The organism is Haloarcula halobia (assembly GCF_029338255.1).
Lineage (GTDB): Archaea > Halobacteriota > Halobacteria > Halobacteriales > Haloarculaceae > Haloarcula > Haloarcula halobia.
The window spans coordinates 695,616-713,053 of the sequence record NZ_CP119787.1 but is presented as its reverse complement, the minus strand read 5'-3'; the positions used below and the strand labels follow the sequence as shown (position 1 = coordinate 713,053).

Annotated in this window: 24 protein-coding genes; 12 read left to right on the top strand and 12 right to left on the bottom strand. The window is 70.1% G+C overall.

What is annotated here, in order from left to right:
- Nucleotides 1–51: 51 nt before the first annotated feature.
- From P1K88_RS03795 to P1K88_RS03785, 3 genes are all read right to left on the bottom strand, one after another.
- Complete coding sequence (locus P1K88_RS03795; RefSeq protein ID WP_276412676.1) at nucleotides 52–480, bottom strand: DUF7112 family protein; 429 nt, start codon at nucleotides 478–480, stop codon at nucleotides 52–54.
- A 5-nt stretch (nucleotides 481–485) separates the two neighbouring features.
- Nucleotides 486–878: a 30S ribosomal protein S6e gene (locus P1K88_RS03790; RefSeq protein ID WP_276412674.1), complete on the bottom strand. Its 393-nt coding sequence runs from the start codon at nucleotides 876–878 to the stop codon at nucleotides 486–488.
- 83 nt (nucleotides 879–961) lie between these two features.
- Nucleotides 962–1,384, bottom strand: coding sequence for a dCTP deaminase/dUTPase family protein (locus P1K88_RS03785; protein WP_276412673.1), 423 nt, complete (start codon nucleotides 1,382–1,384; stop codon nucleotides 962–964).
- Nucleotides 1,385–1,472: 88 nt separating this feature from the next.
- On the opposite strand from P1K88_RS03785, the gene P1K88_RS03780 reads away from it, so the two are divergent.
- Nucleotides 1,473–1,904, top strand: coding sequence for a DUF5807 family protein (locus P1K88_RS03780; RefSeq protein WP_276412671.1), 432 nt, complete (start codon nucleotides 1,473–1,475; stop codon nucleotides 1,902–1,904).
- Between the two features lie 201 nt (nucleotides 1,905–2,105).
- Here P1K88_RS03780 and P1K88_RS03775 read toward each other — a convergent pair whose 3' ends face one another.
- On the bottom strand, nucleotides 2,106–3,197 hold the full coding sequence (locus tag P1K88_RS03775; protein WP_276412670.1) for a DHH family phosphoesterase: 1,092 nt from the start codon (nucleotides 3,195–3,197) through the stop codon (nucleotides 2,106–2,108).
- A gap of 41 nt (nucleotides 3,198–3,238) precedes the next feature.
- The gene (locus tag P1K88_RS03770; protein WP_276412669.1) at nucleotides 3,239–3,703 is read right to left on the bottom strand and encodes a universal stress protein; all 465 of its coding nucleotides are present in this window, start codon (nucleotides 3,701–3,703) and stop codon (nucleotides 3,239–3,241) included.
- A 92-nt stretch (nucleotides 3,704–3,795) separates the two neighbouring features.
- Between P1K88_RS03770 and P1K88_RS03765 the strand changes: the two genes are divergently transcribed.
- The gene (locus P1K88_RS03765) at nucleotides 3,796–4,227 is read left to right on the top strand and encodes a universal stress protein (RefSeq protein WP_276412667.1); all 432 of its coding nucleotides are present in this window, start codon (nucleotides 3,796–3,798) and stop codon (nucleotides 4,225–4,227) included.
- Here P1K88_RS03765 and P1K88_RS03760 read toward each other — a convergent pair.
- Together P1K88_RS03760 and P1K88_RS03755 are read right to left on the bottom strand one after the other, a co-directional pair.
- A complete protein-coding gene (locus P1K88_RS03760; protein ID WP_276412665.1) occupies nucleotides 4,224–4,745 on the bottom strand; it encodes a GNAT family N-acetyltransferase in 522 nt (173 codons plus the stop codon). The two genes, P1K88_RS03765 and P1K88_RS03760, sit on opposite strands and share 4 nt — an antisense overlap.
- Complete coding sequence (locus P1K88_RS03755) at nucleotides 4,742–5,113, bottom strand: universal stress protein (protein WP_276412664.1); 372 nt, start codon at nucleotides 5,111–5,113, stop codon at nucleotides 4,742–4,744. The genes P1K88_RS03760 and P1K88_RS03755 overlap by 4 nt, the downstream gene beginning before the upstream one ends.
- Nucleotides 5,114–5,215: 102 nt before the next feature.
- Here P1K88_RS03755 and P1K88_RS03750 point away from each other — a divergent pair, with 102 nt between their 5' ends.
- Together P1K88_RS03750 and P1K88_RS03745 are read left to right on the top strand one after the other, a co-directional pair.
- Nucleotides 5,216–5,887: a DUF5806 family protein gene (locus P1K88_RS03750; RefSeq protein WP_276412663.1), complete on the top strand. Its 672-nt coding sequence runs from the start codon at nucleotides 5,216–5,218 to the stop codon at nucleotides 5,885–5,887.
- A 51-nt stretch (nucleotides 5,888–5,938) separates the two neighbouring features.
- A complete protein-coding gene (locus P1K88_RS03745; protein WP_276412661.1) occupies nucleotides 5,939–6,328 on the top strand; it encodes a hypothetical protein in 390 nt (129 codons plus the stop codon).
- 18 nt (nucleotides 6,329–6,346) lie between these two features.
- Here the strand turns inward: P1K88_RS03745 and P1K88_RS03740 are convergent, their stop codons facing one another.
- Both P1K88_RS03740 and P1K88_RS03735 read right to left on the bottom strand, forming a co-directional pair.
- A complete protein-coding gene (locus tag P1K88_RS03740) occupies nucleotides 6,347–7,651 on the bottom strand; it encodes a dihydroorotase (protein ID WP_276412659.1) in 1,305 nt (434 codons plus the stop codon).
- Nucleotides 7,652–7,676: 25 nt separating this feature from the next.
- Nucleotides 7,677–8,360 (bottom strand): lipoate--protein ligase family protein, encoded by a 684-nt coding sequence (locus P1K88_RS03735; protein ID WP_276412658.1) that lies wholly within the window; start codon nucleotides 8,358–8,360, stop codon nucleotides 7,677–7,679.
- Between the two features lie 202 nt (nucleotides 8,361–8,562).
- On the opposite strand from P1K88_RS03735, the gene P1K88_RS03730 reads away from it, so the two are divergent.
- Nucleotides 8,563–9,384: a DUF8155 domain-containing protein gene (locus P1K88_RS03730; RefSeq protein WP_276412657.1), complete on the top strand. Its 822-nt coding sequence runs from the start codon at nucleotides 8,563–8,565 to the stop codon at nucleotides 9,382–9,384.
- 3 nt (nucleotides 9,385–9,387) lie between these two features.
- On the opposite strand, the gene P1K88_RS03725 is transcribed toward P1K88_RS03730, so the two are convergent.
- On the bottom strand, nucleotides 9,388–9,960 hold the full coding sequence (locus tag P1K88_RS03725) for a cysteine hydrolase family protein (protein WP_276412656.1): 573 nt from the start codon (nucleotides 9,958–9,960) through the stop codon (nucleotides 9,388–9,390).
- A gap of 76 nt (nucleotides 9,961–10,036) precedes the next feature.
- Between P1K88_RS03725 and P1K88_RS03720 the strand changes: the two genes are divergently transcribed.
- The 4 genes from P1K88_RS03720 (at nucleotide 10,037) to P1K88_RS03705 (ending at nucleotide 14,554) form a co-directional block, all read left to right on the top strand.
- Nucleotides 10,037–11,539 carry an Hvo_1808 family surface protein gene (locus P1K88_RS03720; protein ID WP_276412654.1) on the top strand — a complete coding sequence of 501 codons (1,503 nt, stop codon included), beginning with the start codon at nucleotides 10,037–10,039 and terminating at the stop codon, nucleotides 11,537–11,539.
- Nucleotides 11,532–12,875 (top strand): Hvo_1808 family surface protein, encoded by a 1,344-nt coding sequence (locus tag P1K88_RS03715; RefSeq protein ID WP_276412653.1) that lies wholly within the window; start codon nucleotides 11,532–11,534, stop codon nucleotides 12,873–12,875. Before P1K88_RS03720 ends, P1K88_RS03715 begins: the two co-directional genes overlap by 8 nt.
- 173 nt (nucleotides 12,876–13,048) lie before the next feature.
- Nucleotides 13,049–13,222 (top strand): hypothetical protein, encoded by a 174-nt coding sequence (locus P1K88_RS03710; RefSeq protein WP_276412652.1) that lies wholly within the window; start codon nucleotides 13,049–13,051, stop codon nucleotides 13,220–13,222.
- Nucleotides 13,223–13,399: 177 nt separating this feature from the next.
- On the top strand, nucleotides 13,400–14,554 hold the full coding sequence (locus tag P1K88_RS03705; RefSeq protein WP_276412650.1) for a nicotinate phosphoribosyltransferase: 1,155 nt from the start codon (nucleotides 13,400–13,402) through the stop codon (nucleotides 14,552–14,554).
- A 209-nt stretch (nucleotides 14,555–14,763) separates the two neighbouring features.
- Here P1K88_RS03705 and P1K88_RS03700 read toward each other — a convergent pair whose 3' ends face one another.
- Nucleotides 14,764–14,958, bottom strand: a complete 195-nt coding sequence (locus P1K88_RS03700; RefSeq protein WP_276276025.1) for a cold-shock protein — start codon at nucleotides 14,956–14,958, stop codon at nucleotides 14,764–14,766.
- A 304-nt stretch (nucleotides 14,959–15,262) separates the two neighbouring features.
- A complete protein-coding gene (locus P1K88_RS03695; protein WP_276412648.1) occupies nucleotides 15,263–16,141 on the bottom strand; it encodes a halocyanin domain-containing protein in 879 nt (292 codons plus the stop codon).
- Between the two features lie 187 nt (nucleotides 16,142–16,328).
- Between P1K88_RS03695 and P1K88_RS03690 the strand changes: the two genes are divergently transcribed.
- The 3 genes from P1K88_RS03690 to P1K88_RS03680 all read left to right on the top strand — a co-directional run bounded on the left by P1K88_RS03690 (nucleotide 16,329) and on the right by P1K88_RS03680 (nucleotide 17,381).
- The gene (locus P1K88_RS03690; RefSeq protein WP_276412646.1) at nucleotides 16,329–16,691 is read left to right on the top strand and encodes a winged helix-turn-helix domain-containing protein; all 363 of its coding nucleotides are present in this window, start codon (nucleotides 16,329–16,331) and stop codon (nucleotides 16,689–16,691) included.
- A gap of 7 nt (nucleotides 16,692–16,698) precedes the next feature.
- Entirely contained in the window at nucleotides 16,699–16,992 is a 294-nt protein-coding gene (locus P1K88_RS03685) for a DUF7521 family protein (RefSeq protein WP_276414113.1), read from the top strand.
- Between the two features lie 104 nt (nucleotides 16,993–17,096).
- Nucleotides 17,097–17,381 carry a DUF6360 family protein gene (locus tag P1K88_RS03680; protein WP_276412644.1) on the top strand — a complete coding sequence of 95 codons (285 nt, stop codon included), beginning with the start codon at nucleotides 17,097–17,099 and terminating at the stop codon, nucleotides 17,379–17,381.
- Nucleotides 17,382–17,438 lie beyond the last annotated feature (57 nt).

Genomic DNA, 17,438 nt, shown 5'->3' with positions numbered 1-17,438 from the left:
TCGTGCCAGTATCAGGAGAGAGAATCGAAGATATCCGTGAGAATCGGTCGGCTACCCGTCCAGCGACTCGGCGATGTCCGACAGCGACCGGTTCGGTCGCTCGGTCGCCGTGTAGACGACCCGCGTCCCGGGCGTCCGGAGGCCGTACTCGTGGCCAGGGGTAACCACGTCGAAGTGGGCGCTGCCCCCGATCGAGACGTCGGCGTCCCGGACCCACTCGGCCAGGCGGTTCTTACCCTCCCGTTCGCGGGCGAGGCGAGCGTTGGCCGCGACGTGGGAGAGGACCCGGTCGCCGTCGATGTCGCGCTCGACCGCCGCGTGGTAGTTGGTGCCGTCGAGCGCGACCCGAACGACCGACCCGTCCTCGAGGTCCACCGCGTCGGGCAGGACGACCTGGGGGCTGTCGGTCCGGCCGACGCGTGCGATGGGGACGCGATGTGTCTCGACGGCGTCGTGGTCGCTCGGAACGCGATCTGCCACGGTCGTTACTCGTCGTCGGCGTCGCCGAGCAGCTCGTCGACGTCACCGCTGCCGCGCGCGACGACCTTGGCGTTGATCTGGCGGGTGTCGTCGCCGACCTCGCGCCCGCGGATGGTGATGCGCTTGCGCTCGCCGTCGGCCGTCGGCTCGAAGCCGACGCCGCCGTCGGACATGATGGCCTTCGTGGCGGTCCCGCGGACGTCGGGCCGCATCGGACGACCGGCCGTGTCCGAACCGCCCGTGATCTCGAGCGTGTAGCCGGAGAGGCCGACGGCGCCGCCGTCGACCTCCTCGCCGATCTCGCGGCCGATGAACCGGTTCGCGTCCTGTCCGTCCACGTCGATCTGGTAGGTGTGGCCGCTCTCCGGGTCGGAGACGGCGACCGTGAATTCTGCCATACCTGTGTCCATTCGACGGCGAGGCAAAAGCGCATCGAACCGTCCTCGCGGGCACGACGGGCGTTGTCACGCCCCGAGACCCGTCACGCCTCGGCGTCGACGATGGTGCTGACCCGCGCGTTCTCCTTGAGTTTCAGCCCCGCGCCGCCGACCGACAGCGGGACCCGCGGCAGCGTCTCGACGTGCAACGTCGGGTGCGAGCCGCCTCGCTCGAGGAGTTCGGTCCGGGGCTGGAGCGTGACCGTCGCCGCGCCGGTCAGCGCCTCGTTGTACTCGATGAGGTACTGTCCCTCGCGGAGCGTCCACCACTCGTAGTCGTCGTCCGGGTCCCGCGTGTGGGTCTCGTGGAGTGCCGTCGTCGCCGCCTCGAGCTCGCCGCCGCCGAAGTCGATGCGGCCGGGGTCCGTTATCTCGTAGACGGCGGCCACGGTGAGGTCGAAGCCCGGGCTGTCGGTCTGGGTCGACTCGTGGACGACGTCGGTGACGTACTGACGGAAGTCTGGCATAGATGACACGTCGGGCGGCAGGGTCAAAACGGTGGGTGCCGGACGCCGGAGCACGTCACTTTTGAGTCGGGGGCGACTCGGAGCGAGCATGAGCAAACACAGCGAGTTCCTCGCCGGCGACCGCCCGGACGACGTCCTCTTTTTTCTACACGAGGACGCCGTCTCGAACCCCGGTGCGCTCGCGGGGCACGCCGAATCGGTCGAAGACGGCCTCGTGCTCGTCCTCCCGGGCGACGACGGCCGGAGTGCGTTCCAGTCGGCGACGGGCATCGACCCGATGCGGCTGGCCCAGCAGGCGATGCAGACCGACGGGGTCGTCCACGACGACCTGACGGACGCGAGCTGCCCCGTCGTCGACGAGGAACCGGACGCGGACCACACCACGCGGTTCGTCTTCGCCTTCGCCGAGGCGCAAAACGAGGAGGTCGGCGGGCTCTACGCCGAGGGCGACGTCGTCCACGCCTACGCGGTCTGTTCGTGCGGCGAGCGGTACTCCGACAAGTGGGTCGTCGGGGCGTGACCGGGCTGCGGGCGTGTTCGTAACCGCTCGGTGTCGACGCCCTCGTCGTCCTCGTCGGGCATTCGCTTTAACGCGTCCACGATGGCCTGTTTCGCCACGGCACCCTGCGTCGTCCGAGTCCACCTTTTCGCGGTTCGGGTGCGCAACCCGCACGCACTACTCACCGCAAAACCGTGGGCGAAAACGGCGCTCGCGATCGCACTACCGCTCGGTGTCGACGCCCTCGTCGTCCTCGTCGGGCAACCGCTCGAACGCGTCCACGATGGCCTGTTTCGCCACCGCGCCCTGCGTCGTCCAGTGGTGGGCGTAGTCCAGCATGTCGTCGTAGATGTCCGGTTTACAGCCCGCGGCTTTCGGGTGACCGCCGCCGTTGACCTGCTGTGCCACCTCGTGAGCGCGCTCGAAGTTCTCGGTGCCCCGGATGGAGGCCGAGCCGGCGGGCTTGACGATGACGGCGGCGTCGGCCCCCTGCTCGCGCAGGGCCTCGGCGACCTCGTTCTGTGAACAGCGGCCGTAGGTGACACCCACGGTCCACTCGCCGACCTCGCGCAGCTCCGCACGGTCGACGGCCTTCTCGATGAGCGCCTCCTTCTCGACGCGCTTCTCGGCGAGGAACTCCTGGACCTCGGGCGAGAGGTCGGGGCCGTGTTCGGTGACGGTCTCGATGTACTCCTCGGGTTCCGCCCAGTAGGAGTAGTCCGCCAGGTCGTCGCTGCGCGGGTCCTCGCGGATCCAGAGGTCGTGGTCCCGGGTCACGGCAGCGAGGTCGGCGTACCGCTCGTCGAACTCGTGGTCGAGTTCCGCCAGCGCCACGTCCGCCGTGCAGACCGCCTCGCTGTCCCCGACGGTCCGCTCGACGCCGGCGCGGTCGACGAGCGCGCCCAGGTCGTCGGTCCACTGGTGGTGGTCGAACCAGACCACGCGCGCGACGGCCTCGACGAGGTCCTCGAGCGCGCCCAGGTCGGACTCGCTGTCGGGACAGAGGTCACAGACGAAGACGGTCGCGTCGGACTCGGCGTACTCGGCCGTCCAGGCCAGCGCCTCCTGCAGGTCGTGCGGGCCGGCGGGCAGCAGGGCCCCCTCGCCGTGTGCCTCGCGAATCAGTGCGGTACAGGCCAGGCCGTCGGCGTCGGGGTCCGCGATGACCACCACGCCGGCACCCTCGAGCGTCTCGCGGGCCTCGGCCTCTGCCTGCTCCTCCTCGAAGGAGTCGGGGAAGAAAAAGCCCTCGCCGGGGAGGACCGACTTGCGGCCCAGCGAGAGGCGCTCGTCGTCGATGAGATAATCGTCCATGCGCCTGCAAGCACCGGCACCGGCAAGAATCCGTCGGGTTCCTACGTCCCCTGGCGCTCGGCGTTTGGTTCGCCATCGAGCTGGCGGACGGTGAGGACGGGCATCGGCGCCCGGCGGACGATCTGCTCGGCGACGCTCCCCAGCAGGAACGCGTGCTCGCCGTGGCGGCCCCGTGTCCCGGTGGCCACGACGTCCGCGTCGTGCTCCTCGGCGTAGGCGACGATCTCGGTCGCCGGGTCCCCCTGACGGACGGCCGTGACGAGCTCCTCGTCGCTCTCGTCTTCGGCCGCTTCGAGAACAAACGAGAGGGCGCGCCCGCCGGTCGTCGCCAGCGCGCGCTCGAGGGCCTCGCGAACCTCCTCGGGCGTGGTTTCGACCTCGTGCTCGTCGACGACATAGAGCGCGTGGACGGTCGCGTCGAACCGCGCGGCGAGGTCGAGCGCGGCCTCGACGGCCCGCCGGGCGCTCCCCGAGCCGTCGGTCGCGATGACCACCGTATCGAACATACGCCGGCCTAGCGCCGGGACCACCAAAAAGCCGCCCGTTCCGGGCCCGCACCTCGGTGGCTTTTTGAGCAGGCCGGTCCGAGACGTTGGTGATGGACATCGACCTCGTGCTCGTCCCGGTCGACGGTAGCCAGCAGTCAGAGCGGGCCACCGAGTACGCCATCGCGGTCGCAGAGCGCTACGGGGCCGACCTGCACGTGCTGTTCGTCCTCGACGAACGCCTGCGCCGGGACATCGACGCCGGCCGGGTTGACCCCGCGGAGATCGCCGAGGACCACCGGTCGTTCACGCACCACGTCCGCGAGACCTTCGACCACGCCGACGGCGCGCTGACGACGTCGACTGCCACGGCGTTCTCGGAGGGGCGCCTGTTGCAGACGCCCGGCAGCGTCGTGCTCGACGTCGCGGAGGACATCGAGGCCGACTTCGTCGTCGTCCCGCGCGAGCGGGGCGGCGAGGAGGCCATCGGCCGGGCCGCCCAGTACGTCCTCGAGTACGCCAGCCAGCCCGTCCTGTCGGTCTAGATCCGTATCGTCATCTCGAGCTCGAAGCGCTCGGAGTTGTTGGTCTCGAACCCGACTTTCCGGTACAGCGCGATGGCGGGGTCGTTCCAGCGCTCGACGGTGAGCCACACCTCCTCGATGCCGTGTTCCTGGCCCAGCCCCAGGAGCGTCTTGACCAGTTCGGTGCCGATGCCGGCCCCCTGGTAGTCCTGGTGGACGAAGATGGCCAGTTCGTTCTGTCCGTGGCGGTCGGGGACCAGCGTCGTGTGGCCGACGGCGTCGCCGTCGTGTCGGGCGACGACGTTGAGACAGTCGGACGCGAGTATCGAGTCGAGCCAGTCGCGGATGGCGTCCTCCTTGACCGGGGGAATCCCCTGCGCCCTGTCGGCCGGGTCGAACTCCAGGTACATCGCCACCAGCGTCTCGCGATCGTCCTCGTCCGCCACCGCGTAGGTTAGCTCGCGGCCCTCGCGATCCGTCAGCGTCCGTGGAGGGGGCGGGAACTCGCCCGCCGGCTCCTCCGGGTAGTCGAGCGTCATCGAATCAACGTCACCGGCGTCTGTGCGTTCAGGAGGACGAACTCCACGATAGAGCCCAGCTGGATCTTGCCGAGCGGCGAGCGCTTCCCCCCGCCGAGCACGATTCGGTCGAAGCCCTCGCTCTCGGCCAGTTCCACCAGTGCACCACCCGGCTGGTCGCTCTCTATGTGGCGGACGTCGGCGTCGAAGCCGGACGCCGCCAGGCGCTCCTCGACGCGCTCCTGTATCTCCTCGAGTGTCGTCTCCACCTCCTCGCTGTCGAATATCGCTATCGTCAGGTCGTCACCGGCCTCGTCGGCCCGCTCGATCGTCTCGTCCAGGGCGTGGTAAGACAGCTCGCTCCCGCCCACACCGAGCACTATCTTCATATCAGGCGTATGGCCACGGCCGCTCAAAAAGCCACCTGACCCGGCACGGGGACACACGCCGCCGGCGACACGTTTTACAGCCACGGGCACACAGAGACGGCTATGACCGAGGGCGCACCGACCGACGAGTCGGAGAGAGACGCGACGAGCGAGGAGCCCACCCGGGTGGTCCAGCCCCACGACCCCGAGGGGGGCGACGACGGTGCGACCGACGCCGGCGAGGCGGCCGCAGCCGACCCGGACCTGCCGCCGGACGTCCGGAAGTACGACCGGTTCAAGAAGATCGAGGGCGGGACCTACGACCGGGCCAACGAGTTCCTCCGCGAGCGGACCTACATCACCGCCCGGGAGTGGGCCATCGCCCGCCTGTGTGCGGACTTCCGGACCGAGACCGGCGTCGAGATGACCAAGATCGGCGAGAACCTCCCCGAACTGGTCCCGTTCATGACCGACACGTACACGCCGCAGGCGGTCAACCAGGCCCGGGCCGCCTTCGAGGAGAAGGTCCGGAAGGCCGGTGCCACCTTCCTGTACGGCGCGATGTGTGACTTCTTCACCGCCGAGGAACTGGACGACGTGATGTACGAGGCCACCGAGGTGGCGAAGTTCCTGCTGGAGGTCGAGGGCGTGGACCTCGCCGTCGAGGACGAGATGGACGCCGAGGACCGCATCTCGACCGTGATGCGCGAGGTCCGCGAACACTCCGCGGCACTGCGCCACGACGAGGTGTCGTGTCCCGAGTGCGGCCACGAGTTCGGCGTCGACGAGAAGTGAGCCATCGATAGCCTCGTCACCGTTATGCGTCGGTCGTCCGAAGTCGGACCGATGGACCCCCGCACGAAAGTCCTCCTCACCGACGGGTTCGTCGCCTGTCTCGGCCTCGCGCAGGTGTGGCTGCACGTCGACGACGGCGTATCGTGGCCGCTCGCGGCCCTGTTCGCGGTCGTCACCGTCGTGGTCGTCTACGCCGAAGAACAGGGAGTCACCGATCGACTCCCGGGATCCAAATTCGGCCGGGGCGTCGCGCTCGTCGTCGTGGTGGGAACGGCGATACTGGCCGGTGGCTACGTCTTCGGCCCGGACCCGATGGAGTCGGTGCTGCTGGCGTCGATGGCCGGACTCGGCGTCGGGATTCTCTGTTATCGGACCTACTTCAGCGTCGTCCGGCCGATTCCGGCCGCCCGTCTCGAGCGGGCGCGACGGCGACGGGCGTAGTGAGGTCGCGCCGAGGACCTACTCCAGCAGTTCCGCGTCGGCGTCCCGGACGTTCTCGCCCCGGTGGTCGTAGAAGACGTCTCCCTCGGGGTCGCGCTCGTAGACGACCGTCCCGCGGACCATCGTCCACTCGGGGAACGCCGCCTCGAAGCCCTCGAAGGGCGTCCACCCGCAGTCCGTGTGGCGTTCGGCCGCGCGAACCTCGGTCGTCTCGGTGGTGTCGACGAGCACGAGGTCGGCGTCGTTCCCGGGTTCGACGGTGCCCTTCTGGGGGACGTCGAACACCGCGGCCGGGTTCGCGGCCGTGAGGTCCCGAACCCGCTCGTAGGTGAGTGGCGTGTCGGGGTCGGCCGCCTCGGCCAGCAGGAGCGGGAGCGCCGTCTCGACGCCGGGGACCCCCGACGGGGCGTCCCAGATGCTGGCGTCTTTCTCCGCGCGGGTGTGGGGTGCGTGGTCCGTCGCGATCATGTCGACGGTGCCGTCGGCGACCCGGTCGTACACCTCCTGCCGGCGCTTCTCACGGCGCAACGGCGGGTTCATCCGGCCGAAGGTCCCAAGCTCCGAGAGGTCGCGCCGGGACAGCAGGAGGTGGTGGGGCGTCACCTCGGTGGTCATTCCGGCGTCGGCGGCGATGTCGATGCCCTCCGGCGTCGACGTGTGGGCGATGTGGATGGTCGCGTCGTGGTCGGTCGCGACCCGGCAGGCCCGCTCGACCGCCTCGGCCTCGGCCTCGGCGGTCCGGTAGGCGCTCCAGGCGTCGGCGTCGTCGCGGGCCGTCGCGTCCTGGTTGAAGTAGTCGGCGTCCTCCGCGTGGACTGTCACCGTGACGTCGCGCTCGGTGGCGGCCGCGAGCGCGTCCTCGAAGAGGTCGGCCTCGATCCCCATGTCGCCGGTCGAGTCCGCCAGGAACACCTCGCCGAGGGCAAAGAGTCGTCGCTCGAGGAGGTCCTCGGGCGCCCAGTCGGCGGTGACGCCGCCGTTTATCCCCCAGTCGACCAGCGAGTCGGCGGCGAACTCGGCCTTCCGATCGAAAGCCTCGCCGTCGACCGTCGGCGGGTCGGTGTTGGGCTGGTCGACGACGGTTGTCACGCCGCCGGCCGCGGCGGCCCGCGAACCCGATGTCCAGGTCTCCTTGTGGGGGTACCCCGGCTGGCGGAAGTGGACGTGGACGTCGATCATACCGGGAACCAGGCGCTTGCCCGTCGCCTCGATGACCGCCTCGTCTACGGGCGAGAGGTCGCGTCCGACCTCGGCGATGGTCTCGCCACGCACCAGGACGTCGCGCTGGCGGCCGTCGGCGAGCGTCGCGTTGCGGATGAGCATACCTCCAGGTCGGCCGGGGGCGCCCCTAAGTGTCTCGGATACGCTCGGTGCGTGGCGTCGCCCCGCCGACGAGCGCGTCCTCAAGTGTACGGCGGACCGTCTCGGGGTCGTCGTCGCCGCCGGCGGAGGCGACGCTGCCCACAGATTTCGGGTCGAAGGGAACGTCGAGCGCCGCGTACACCGGGTCGAGCACGGCGGCGAGTGCCTCGTGGTCCCGGACCACGACGACGCCGGCGGTGAGCGCGACGGACTGGCGGACCCGCTGGGCGAGGCCGACGAGCTTGCCGCCGGCCTGGAGCGAGTGCGTGCCCGGGCAGAAGGCGTCGGGCGGTTCGCCGTCACGGGCGTCGACGCCGAGGGCCCGGAGTGCCCGGCGGACGGCGTCGGTCACGCGGTCGTACCGGGCCAGAATGCTGTCCCGGCCGTCGGCGGTCGGTTCCGCGAGCGCGAGCGCGACGGTGGTGCCGGTGTAGGCGACGGCACGGCCGCCCACCTCGCGCTCGAGGACGGCGTAGCCCCGTTCCGTGGCGGCCGCCCGGGCGCGGTCGTACCCCTCGGCGCGGCGGTCCCGGCGGCCGAAGGCGACCTGGCGGTGGGGGGTCCAGACCCGGAGCGCGGGCTCACGGTCCTCGTCGACGCGGGCGACCAGCTCGCGCGTCCGCCCGTAGTCGCGCTCGTGGTCGTCGGCCCGGCCCCGGAGGAGTCGCATGGCACCGCTTGGGGCCGGGCGGACAAAACCCTCCTGTCGGTCACAGAGTGCGAACAGGCGACACACGGCGGCCGCGACGGGACGTGTCGCACACCCGCTGCCCCCGCCGCGGCGGCGGTCAGCGCACGGCGGGTCTGGTCCCGGCCTCGTATTTGAACCCTCGGGCGACAGCCACATGCCGGTGCGAGCCGAATCGCCACCGATGGTCACGGTTCCCGGGGACGTATTGTACCGCTACTACCGGTTCTCGCTGTACAACTCGCCGTTCGCAGCCCACGACGAGGGGTGTGCGATAGACCTGTATCCGGCTGGCAGTCGGGCGCCCTCACCGGTCGCCGGCGTGGTGATCGAGACGCGACAGGTCAGAGCACCGCCCCAGCCCTACGCCGCCGAGCACGACTACCTGATTCTGGTCGACACCGGCGGGTACGTCGCGCGCCTGCTCCACGTCGCGCCGAGCGTCGAGGCAGGTGAGAGGGTAGCCGTCGGCGATGACCTGGGCGAGCTGGTGCGGGCCGGCTTCTTCGCCCCCTGGGTCCCGAACCACGTCCACCTGGGCTTTCGCGAGCACGACGCGAATCCCTACCGGGCGGCGGGGTCGCTGCCCGTCGACGTCGGCGTCGACGTCGAGCCCCTGGCATGGGACGGCACCGGGACCGTCGTCGAGGCCGGGGAGACGTGGGCACGCCTCGACCGGCCGGTCCATCCGGCGCCGGGCGAGCGGTTCGTGGGGGTCGCCGAGGGGGCGGGCGGCGTCCTCGACGGCGGACTCCCACACTACGAGCGGGGCGGGGTGCTCGGTTCGGGCGAGCGTGGACGGGACCGGCCGGTCGGCCTGGCTGGTCGGCGCGTGGGCGTCCCCGAGGGACGGACGGTCGCCTGGGACGACGTGACCGTGCTGGCGAACGGCGACCCGGTGACCGGGCTGGCGCTGTTCTGCTCCCGGGACGACGCCGGCGTGAAACTCGTCGGCGAGGGCGTCGACCTGGCCGTCGGGGAGCGCGTCCGGGTCCGTATCGAGTAGCGGTCAGGCGAAGGCGACGCGCTCGCGCTCGGTCACCTCGCCGAACAGCCAGTCGGCGTGCTCGAGGGCGTACTCGCGGTGGTCGGGTTCGATGAAGCCGACGGCGTCCTCGACCAGGACGGGCCGGAAGTCGCGGAGGCCGGCGCTGGAGGCCGTGTGCAGGACACAGACGTTCGCGAGCGTCCCGCAGACGACCAGGTCGTCGATAGCGTGGGTGTCGAGCCACCCCTCCAGTTGGGTCCGGTAGAAGGCGTCGTAGGTGTGTTTCTCGACGACCAGCTCGTCCTCGCGCGGGACGAGCTCGTCGACGAGCTGGGCCTCCCGAGAGCCCTCGAGGACGTGCTCGCCCCAGCGCTCGAACTCGTCGTAGTAGTGGGCGTCGTCGAACTGCTCGGGCGGGTGGACGTCGCGGGTGAACACGACCGACGCGTCGGCCGCCCGTGCTCGCTCGACCAGGTCGGTGACGGGCCCGATGGCGTCCTCGCTTGGCGGGGCATAGAGGCTACCGTCGGGGTGACAGAAGCCGTTCTGCATGTCGACGACGATGAGCGCGGTGCTGTCTGGGTCGAAGCGCATACGCGACCGTAGGGTGGGGAGCCCTACCAAGGTTGTCCCGTGTGACTTTTCCCCGCGCTGCCCGTTGAGAGGGTAGATGCGCCGCCTGCCTCTCGCCGCCGCCCTCTGTGCGCTCGCGCTCGTACTCGCCGGGTGTCAGGCGCCCGGATCGCCCTCGACCAGCGACGGGGCGACCCAGCGGACCGCGACGGGGACGCCGACGCCGGAGACGTTCGTCCTCGACGTGGAAACCGAGACGGCGGCGACAGCCACCGAAGCGAAGAATGGGACGGCGCCGGAAAGCGACGACCCCCGGCCGGACCCCGAGACGGACCGCCTGGGCTGGGAGGCGGGCTACTGGGCCAACGAGTCGCTGGCGGTGACGACAGACGACGGGCTCAACGAGACGGAACGTGCCGCCGTCGTCGCGCGGACGATGGCGCGCGTCGAGACGATTCGGGACCTCGAGTTCGAGGAGTCGGTCCCGGTGCGGGTCGTCTCGCGCGCCGCGTACCGCAACCGGTCGGGCGGGAGCGCCGACGAGACGCTCGGCCGGTTCGACAACGCGAAGTTCGAGGCGCTGTTCCTCGTCGGCGAGGACCGCGACGCCATCGCCGCCCAGGACCGCCAGTTCGGCGCCAGCGTGCTGGGCTATTACAGCCCGTCGGCGAGCGCCATCGTCCTCGTCACGGAGACGGAGACGCCCCGGCTCAGCGAACGGACGCTCGCCCACGAGCTCGTCCACGCCCTGCAGGACCAGCACGTCGACCTCGCGAGCGACGCGCGGACCCGCGACGCCGTGCAGGGCCGGAACGGCCTCCTCGAGGGCGACGCCACGACGGTCGGCGCGCGCTACGCCGAGCGTTGCGGGGGGCCGTGGGACTGTCTCGAACGGCCCGCGCGTGGCGGCGGTGGCGCCCGGCACTTCGGCCTGAACGTCCTGGAGTACTTCCCGTACAGCGACGGGCCGGGCCTGGTCGCGACGCTCCGCGAGCGCGGCGGGTGGGCGGCGGTGAACGACGCCTACGACGACGTCCCCGACAGCGCTGCCGAGGTCATCGACCCGAGTAAGTATCCGGCGTGGCGGGCCGAGTCGGTCGACCTGGCCGACCGCTCGAGCGGCGAGTGGACGCGGGTCCGGCCCGACGGGCGCCCGGACTACGCCGTCGTCGGTCCCTCGGCCATCACCGCCTCGCTCGCGTACACGCTGACCGACGACTACAACGAGAGCGCCGTCGTCCGGCGCGCCGACGTGGTGAACTACGAGAACGGGGCGGTCGACAGGACGGACCCGTACAACTACGACCTGCCGGCGACGCGGGGGTGGCGCGGGGGTCGCATGCACGTCTACGCCAGCGGCGCCGAGACGGCCTACGTCTGGAAGACGGTCTGGACGACGGAGTCAGAGGCCCGTACGTTCGCCGCCGCCTGGGAACGGGTCGTCGGCCACTGGGGCGGCGAGGCGACGGCCGACGGAGTCTGGGTCGTCGAGGAAGCCAGCCCGTTCGCGGACGCCGTCTCGATTCGCGTCGACGGCCGGACGGTGACCGTCGTGAACGCGCCGACCGAGGACGAACTGGAGGAGGTTCACGATGCGTAGGACCGTCCTGGTGGCGCTGGTCGTGGTCATCGCCGGCTGCAGCGCGCCGGTGTTCGAGGGCGGGCCCGTCCTGGGTGGGCCGGACCACCCCGACGCCCCGCCCGGCGGCGACACGCTGGGGTGGGAGGCCGGCTACTGGTACGACGACCCGGTGTCGGTGACGACCGAGGACGGCCTCAACGAGAGCGAACGGGAGGCCGTCGTCGCGCGGACGATGGCCCGGATCGAGCAGATCCGCGAGCGGGAGTTCACCGACCCGGTCCCAGTCGAGGTCGTCTCGCGGGCGGAGTACCGCAACCGCTCGCGCGGGAACGGGAGCGCCGCCGGCCCACCAGCGGACCCCTGGAACGACCAGGTGTGGGAGGCGCTCGTCCTCATCGGCGAGGACGCGGGCAGCAGCGAGGCCATCGACGACACCTTCTCGACGACGGTCCAGGGCTTTTACTCGTCGGGCGAGGACCGCATCGTCATCGTCAGCCCCACCGAGACGCCCCACATCGACCGCGCGACGCTGTCTCACGAGCTGGTCCACGCCCTGCAGGACCAGCAGTTCGGCCTGAACGGGTCCGCCGACACCCAGGACACGCAACTGGCCCGCCAGGGGGTCGTCGAGGGCGAGGCCAACTACGTCCGGGCCCGCTACGAGCGGCGCTGTGAGGACGAGTGGGACTGTATCGACCGGCCCGAACGGAGCGGCGGGGGCGGCGGGGGCAGCGTGAACGCCGGCCTGTTCACCGTCGTCTTCCAGCCCTACGTCACCGGGCCGACGTTCGTCCACCAGGTCCGCCAGCGCGGGGGCTGGGACGCCGTCGACGCGCTCCACGACGACTTCCCGGACAGCAGCGAGCAGGTGCTCCACCCCGAGAAGTACCCCGGCGAGAAACCGGTCGAGGTGACGGTCCGCGACCGGTCGACCGACGAGTGGGAGCGTTTCGACCACGAACCGGTTGGCGACACCGTCGGCGAGGCATCCATCTTCGCGACGATGTACCACAACAACCAGACCAGCGGTGACAGGTACAGCTACGACAGCGAGATATCGGCCGGCTGGGGCGGCGATACGGTCGTCCCGTACCGGAACGGGGACGACGAGTTCGGCTACGTCTGGACGACGAGGTGGGACACCGAGGAAGACGCCCGCGAGTTCGCCGCGGCCTACCGGGCCATCCTCGTCGAGGAGCGCGGGGCCACCAGTCCGCGGGCCGACGTCTACGTCGTCCCCGAGGGCGACCCCTTCGCCGACGCCTTCCGGGTGGTCCGCCGTGGGAAGACCGTCCGCGTCGTCAACGGGCCGACGACGGCCGACCTCGAGGCGATTCACCGGCCCGTCGGCTGAGGGGCAGGTATCGAGCGGTCCGGACCGGTCCATAGCACTACGGTCGGCTCATAGACAGTTTCTTGTATTCGAGTCAACAAGATTCTGACGTCGAAACACGGTCACCCAGTCGGGTCCGGGACCACGGTTCCCGCTCCGGGCCGGCGGGCGACAGCGGCATCTACAGAGAAGCTATGACAGAAACCACGACATCGTCGCCGACCTGCCCCCTCTGCGGGGAGACAGCAAAGTCCACGAACGACGTCTACGTCCACCTCCAGGTCGAACACCGCAAGAGCGCAATCTGCGAGGCGCTAGTCGAGGCGGCCGACGTACCGCGCTCGGACCGCATCGTCGCCGGCGACTGATACTGCCGGCTGTAACATTTAGCAAATACTCGGCACCCTGGGGTGCCGAGAATTGTTACGAACTTACAGCCGGCAGTATGAGCACGCGCTCGTCGGCCCCGCGACGACGGCGCACCAGGGCCGTCCGTCTCCGCCGTCGACCGGGCGTCTTTTTGAATCTCCGTCCGAAGGCCGCCCATGAGCGAGGAGTTCGACATCGTCTCGGCAGAGACGATTCGCGAGGGGCGGGCGACCGACGCGTACTTCGACCGGACGATGGAGGCCCTGGAGCACGCGGGCAAGAACCCGACGGTCGTCGCGGAGGTGACCGCAGACCAGTTCCCGACAGGGACGTGGGACCTGCTGGCTGGCCTACCTGACGCCGCGTCGCTCTTCGAGGGGCGAGCGGTCGACGTCGACGCGCTGCCGGAAGGGCAGCTGTTCGACGGCGGGCCAGTCATGCGTATCGAGGGGCCCTACCGGGAGTTCTGTCGCCTCGAGACGGCGCTGCTCGGTCTCCTCTCGCACCCGACGGCGGTGGCGACGCGAGCACTGGAGGTCCGCCACGCCGCCCCCGAGTCGACGGTGCTGAGCTTCGGCTCCCGGCACCTCCACCCCGCCCTGGGCACGATGGTCGAGCGGGCGGCCCTGCTGGGCGGCCTGGACGGCTTCTCGAACGTCGCCGCCGAGGAGGCCGTCGGCCGGCGCGCCGGCGGGACGATGCCCCACGCGCTCGTGATCTGCTTCGGTCGCGGCGAGCAGGAGGCCGCCTGGCGGGCCTTCGACGAGGCCGTACCCGACGAGACGCCCCGGGTCGCGCTGGTCGACACCTACTCCGACGAGGTCGACGAGGCGCTCCGGGCCGCAGCGACCGTCGACGACCTGACCGGCGTCCGCCTGGACACGACCGGTTCTCGCCGTGGGGACTTCCGCCACATCGCCCGCGAGGTGCGCTGGACGCTCGACGCCCACGGCCACGAGGACATCGACATCTTCGTCTCCGGCGGGCTCGGGCCCCGGGAACTCCGGGCCCTGCGCGACGTCGCCGACGGGTTCGGCGTCGGGAGCTACGTCTCGAACGCCGACCCGCTCGATTTCGCGCTCGACATCGTCGAGGTCGACGGCGAACCGGCGGCAAAGCGCGGGAAGCTCACCGGCCGGAAGGCCGTCTACCGCACCGCCGACGGCGGCCACCACATCGGCCTGGCCGACCGGAACGCGCCGACCGACGCCGTCGAGCTGCTGGAACCACTCGTCCGCGACGGCGAGGTGGTCCGGGACTTCAACTTCGAGTCGGCCATCGAACGGGCCGCCGCCGACGCCGAGGAGGTCGGCTTCGGCGACGGGCAGTAACGGCCGGGGTCGCGTCGGGTCCAGCGGGTCCAGAGCGGACTCTGTGGCGACGGTAACCAGCAGGACGCGACGTGCGATGGGGGTCCAGCAAGTGCTCGGGAACTGACGTCACACGAACGGGAGAGCCACGCAGCGTTCGCTACGGGGCGTTCACGTCCGAAAGAATCGAGTCGTACCGCGTCGTCGGACGACGACGGTGGAACTCGGCGTTAGTTGCGAACGACGTTCGTCGCGCGCGGGCCCTTGGGGGCCTGTTCGATGTCGAAATCGACGTCCTGTCCTTCTTCGAGGTCCGGTCCGCCAACGTCCTCCATGTGGAAGAAAACGTCATCGTCCGCGTCCTCAGTCGAAATGAAACCGTAACCGCCTGTGTCGTTGAAGAAATCAACCTTACCGTTTGCCATTGCAACTATACCTGGGCCGGCCACACGGGTAAGTGTTCCGCATTCGTTTTCTAAACAGCCAATAGAGTAAACGAACGTCTACAGAACCCCGTTATCCGATTTATACCTTCCAGTAAATCGATTCTACGGCTGTTCGGTGGCTGGTTTGTCACAACGCCGGGGGATTCCTGTGGTATCAGCAGTTCCCGCGTCGAACCGGCGCGTCGTCGTTCGAGGGCCCGGGGTGAGCCGTGCGCTCCGCGACGGGGCCTCGCCGTGGAGGGGGTGCCGGTCGCCGGCTTTCGGGACCGACATCCACGGCGAGTTACTCGACGACGACGGCTCCGCGCATCCCCAGCGCCTTGTGGGGGAGACAGGAGTACAGGTACGACCCCGACGACTCGAAGGTGTGCTCGAAGTGGACGCCCGGCTCCGGGAGGATGTCGTCGGATTCGATGTCCGCGTCCTCGAAGGCGACGTTGTGGCCGCCGCCGTGGCCGGTCCACTCCCAGCGGACGGTGGTACCGACCTCGACTTTCAGCACCGGTGGGGTGAACGCGAAGTGGCCGCCGTTGCCCTCGGCACCGGTGGTCACGGTGGTCGTCTCGGCGTCGGTCCGGTCGGTGACGGTCCCGTCGAAGTTCCCGACGCTCGCCAGCCACTCGTCGACCGCCGGGTAGCCCGTCGTCGGCGGTTCGCGGACGACCACTGCCCCTCGCATCCCCTCGTCCCGGCGGGGTTCGGAGACGTAGGGGTAGACGCCGGTCTCGTCGAAGATGTAGTCGTAGCTGGTGCCCGACTGGGCGTTCGTCCGGCCGCTGTCGAAGGTCCCGTCGAGCGCGACGACGTTGTGCTGGCCGCCGTGGCCGGTCCACTCCCAGCGGACTCGCGTCATCGGGGCGACTTCCACGACGGCGGGGTAGAAGGCGTAGTCGTCGCCGAAGGGTTCGCCGACGGCGACCGTCGACTGGTCCCCGGGGCCGTACCGCGCCCGGTCGCCGTCGTAGCCGGTGGCGTCGGCCAGCCAGGCCTCGAGGTCCGAGGGCGGTGTCGTCGTCGGGTCGGGGGTCGCCGAGTCGGTCTGGTCCGGACCATCGTCCGAGGCAGACGCCGTCCCGTCGGTCGAGAGACAACCGGCGGCGGCGCCGAGTCCGGCGAGGGCGGTGCAAGCGACGAACTGTCTGCGGGTGGAGGGCGCTCGCATCGTCTCAGATGTCGGTGCCTGGATAGCAAAAGGTCCCGGTGATTTCCAGAATCTGGAAAGCGGGCAGGTGTGCTACGTCGTCCGGCCGCCGGCTGTCGACAGCGCTCCCGACCGGTGGTTTGAAACCGACCGCAGGCGAAGTTCACCGACGCCCCCCGCCCACAACCCCGAACGGAGGTCCCCCGCAGTGTCAGACGACGCGTCGATAGACCGACAAGCGGTGTTCGAAGCCCTCGCCGACCCGGACTGCCGGGCCATCCTCACGGCGCTGGACGAGCCCCGGCCAGCCAAAGCCGTCGCGGCGGACTGTGACCTGCCACAGACGAGCACGTACCGGAAGCTCCAGCAGCTGAGCGAGGCCGCACTCGTCGACGAGCGGACGGCGGTCCGGTCCGACGGCCACCACGAGACCACCTACGTTCGGGACTGTTCGGGGGTCTTCGTCGCCGTCGACGGCGACGACCCGTTCGCGGTCGACGTCGTCCGGGACGGCGAGTCGCCGGACGAACGGCTGGCGCGACTCTGGTCGCGCATCAGCGAGGAACTATGACACAGCCATCACGCCACTCGTCGTCGTACTCAAGACGGTAACGCTCCTGCTGGCCGGCCTGGTCACCTACGTCGCCGCCACCGCGGCGGTCAAGACGTCGACGCGGCCGTTGCGGTGGCTGGCCGTCGGATTCGGGACGGTCACCGCCGGGTCGCTGTCGGCGGGTATCGCGGACCAGCTGCTCGCCGTTGACACGGGGACGGCGCTGGTCGCCGAGAGTGCGCTCACGGCCGTCGGGTTCGCGATACTCACGTACTCGCTGTACGTGGCGAGCCGGTCGTCGGTAGCCGCCGGTCGATAGCGGTCTGGCCGGATGTACTGGAACGAACGCCCCTGGTCGCCGGCCGGGGCCGACGGTCGTCCCGGAACGCAGCCGTTACCTGCCTGACCCGCCAACCACCGGGCATGGTCGACCGCATCATGAAGGTCAACGCGTACACGACGTTCGACCTGCTCGACGGCGTAATCGAGGGTCACGGCTTCGAGGAGGAGGCACTCGCGGTGCTCAACGTCACCGCCCCACGGACGGACCCAGACCACGTCGAGCTCCAGGTGGAGCTGGACAACACCGACATCGAACACGTCGAACCCCACGCCGACACGGTGACGCTCTCGGCGGCCCAGGCCCGCGAACTCGCGGCGGAGCTCGAGACGTACGCCGGGAAGGTCGAGGCCGCCCAGTCCGACTGACGCCGTCACACGTCACCGACCGAACCATTCATTGGCGTGGCCACGCATACCACAGTC

Excerpts from the sequence above, each read along its gene's own strand:
- P1K88_RS03790 (WP_276412674.1), bottom strand. The coding sequence starts at position 878 with ATGGCAGAATTCACGGTCGCCGTCTCCGACCCGGAGAGCGGCCACACC.
- P1K88_RS03785 (WP_276412673.1), bottom strand. The coding sequence starts at position 1,384 with ATGCCAGACTTCCGTCAGTACGTCACCGACGTCGTCCACGAGTCGACC.
- P1K88_RS03780 (WP_276412671.1), top strand. The coding sequence starts at position 1,473 with ATGAGCAAACACAGCGAGTTCCTCGCCGGCGACCGCCCGGACGACGTC.
- P1K88_RS03775 (WP_276412670.1), bottom strand. The coding sequence starts at position 3,197 with ATGGACGATTATCTCATCGACGACGAGCGCCTCTCGCTGGGCCGCAAG.
- P1K88_RS03770 (WP_276412669.1), bottom strand. The coding sequence starts at position 3,703 with ATGTTCGATACGGTGGTCATCGCGACCGACGGCTCGGGGAGCGCCCGG.
- P1K88_RS03765 (WP_276412667.1), top strand. The coding sequence starts at position 3,796 with ATGGACATCGACCTCGTGCTCGTCCCGGTCGACGGTAGCCAGCAGTCA.
- P1K88_RS03760 (WP_276412665.1), bottom strand. The coding sequence starts at position 4,745 with ATGACGCTCGACTACCCGGAGGAGCCGGCGGGCGAGTTCCCGCCCCCT.
- P1K88_RS03755 (WP_276412664.1), bottom strand. The coding sequence starts at position 5,113 with ATGAAGATAGTGCTCGGTGTGGGCGGGAGCGAGCTGTCTTACCACGCC.
- P1K88_RS03750 (WP_276412663.1), top strand. The coding sequence starts at position 5,216 with ATGACCGAGGGCGCACCGACCGACGAGTCGGAGAGAGACGCGACGAGC.
- P1K88_RS03745 (WP_276412661.1), top strand. The coding sequence starts at position 5,939 with ATGGACCCCCGCACGAAAGTCCTCCTCACCGACGGGTTCGTCGCCTGT.
- P1K88_RS03740 (WP_276412659.1), bottom strand. The coding sequence starts at position 7,651 with ATGCTCATCCGCAACGCGACGCTCGCCGACGGCCGCCAGCGCGACGTC.
- P1K88_RS03735 (WP_276412658.1), bottom strand. The coding sequence starts at position 8,360 with ATGCGACTCCTCCGGGGCCGGGCCGACGACCACGAGCGCGACTACGGG.
- P1K88_RS03730 (WP_276412657.1), top strand. The coding sequence starts at position 8,563 with ATGGTCACGGTTCCCGGGGACGTATTGTACCGCTACTACCGGTTCTCG.
- P1K88_RS03725 (WP_276412656.1), bottom strand. The coding sequence starts at position 9,960 with ATGCGCTTCGACCCAGACAGCACCGCGCTCATCGTCGTCGACATGCAG.
- P1K88_RS03720 (WP_276412654.1), top strand. The coding sequence starts at position 10,037 with ATGCGCCGCCTGCCTCTCGCCGCCGCCCTCTGTGCGCTCGCGCTCGTA.
- P1K88_RS03715 (WP_276412653.1), top strand. The coding sequence starts at position 11,532 with ATGCGTAGGACCGTCCTGGTGGCGCTGGTCGTGGTCATCGCCGGCTGC.
- P1K88_RS03710 (WP_276412652.1), top strand. The coding sequence starts at position 13,049 with ATGACAGAAACCACGACATCGTCGCCGACCTGCCCCCTCTGCGGGGAG.
- P1K88_RS03705 (WP_276412650.1), top strand. The coding sequence starts at position 13,400 with ATGAGCGAGGAGTTCGACATCGTCTCGGCAGAGACGATTCGCGAGGGG.
- P1K88_RS03700 (WP_276276025.1), bottom strand. The coding sequence starts at position 14,958 with ATGGCAAACGGTAAGGTTGATTTCTTCAACGACACAGGCGGTTACGGT.
- P1K88_RS03695 (WP_276412648.1), bottom strand. The coding sequence starts at position 16,141 with ATGCGAGCGCCCTCCACCCGCAGACAGTTCGTCGCTTGCACCGCCCTC.
- P1K88_RS03680 (WP_276412644.1), top strand. The coding sequence starts at position 17,097 with ATGGTCGACCGCATCATGAAGGTCAACGCGTACACGACGTTCGACCTG.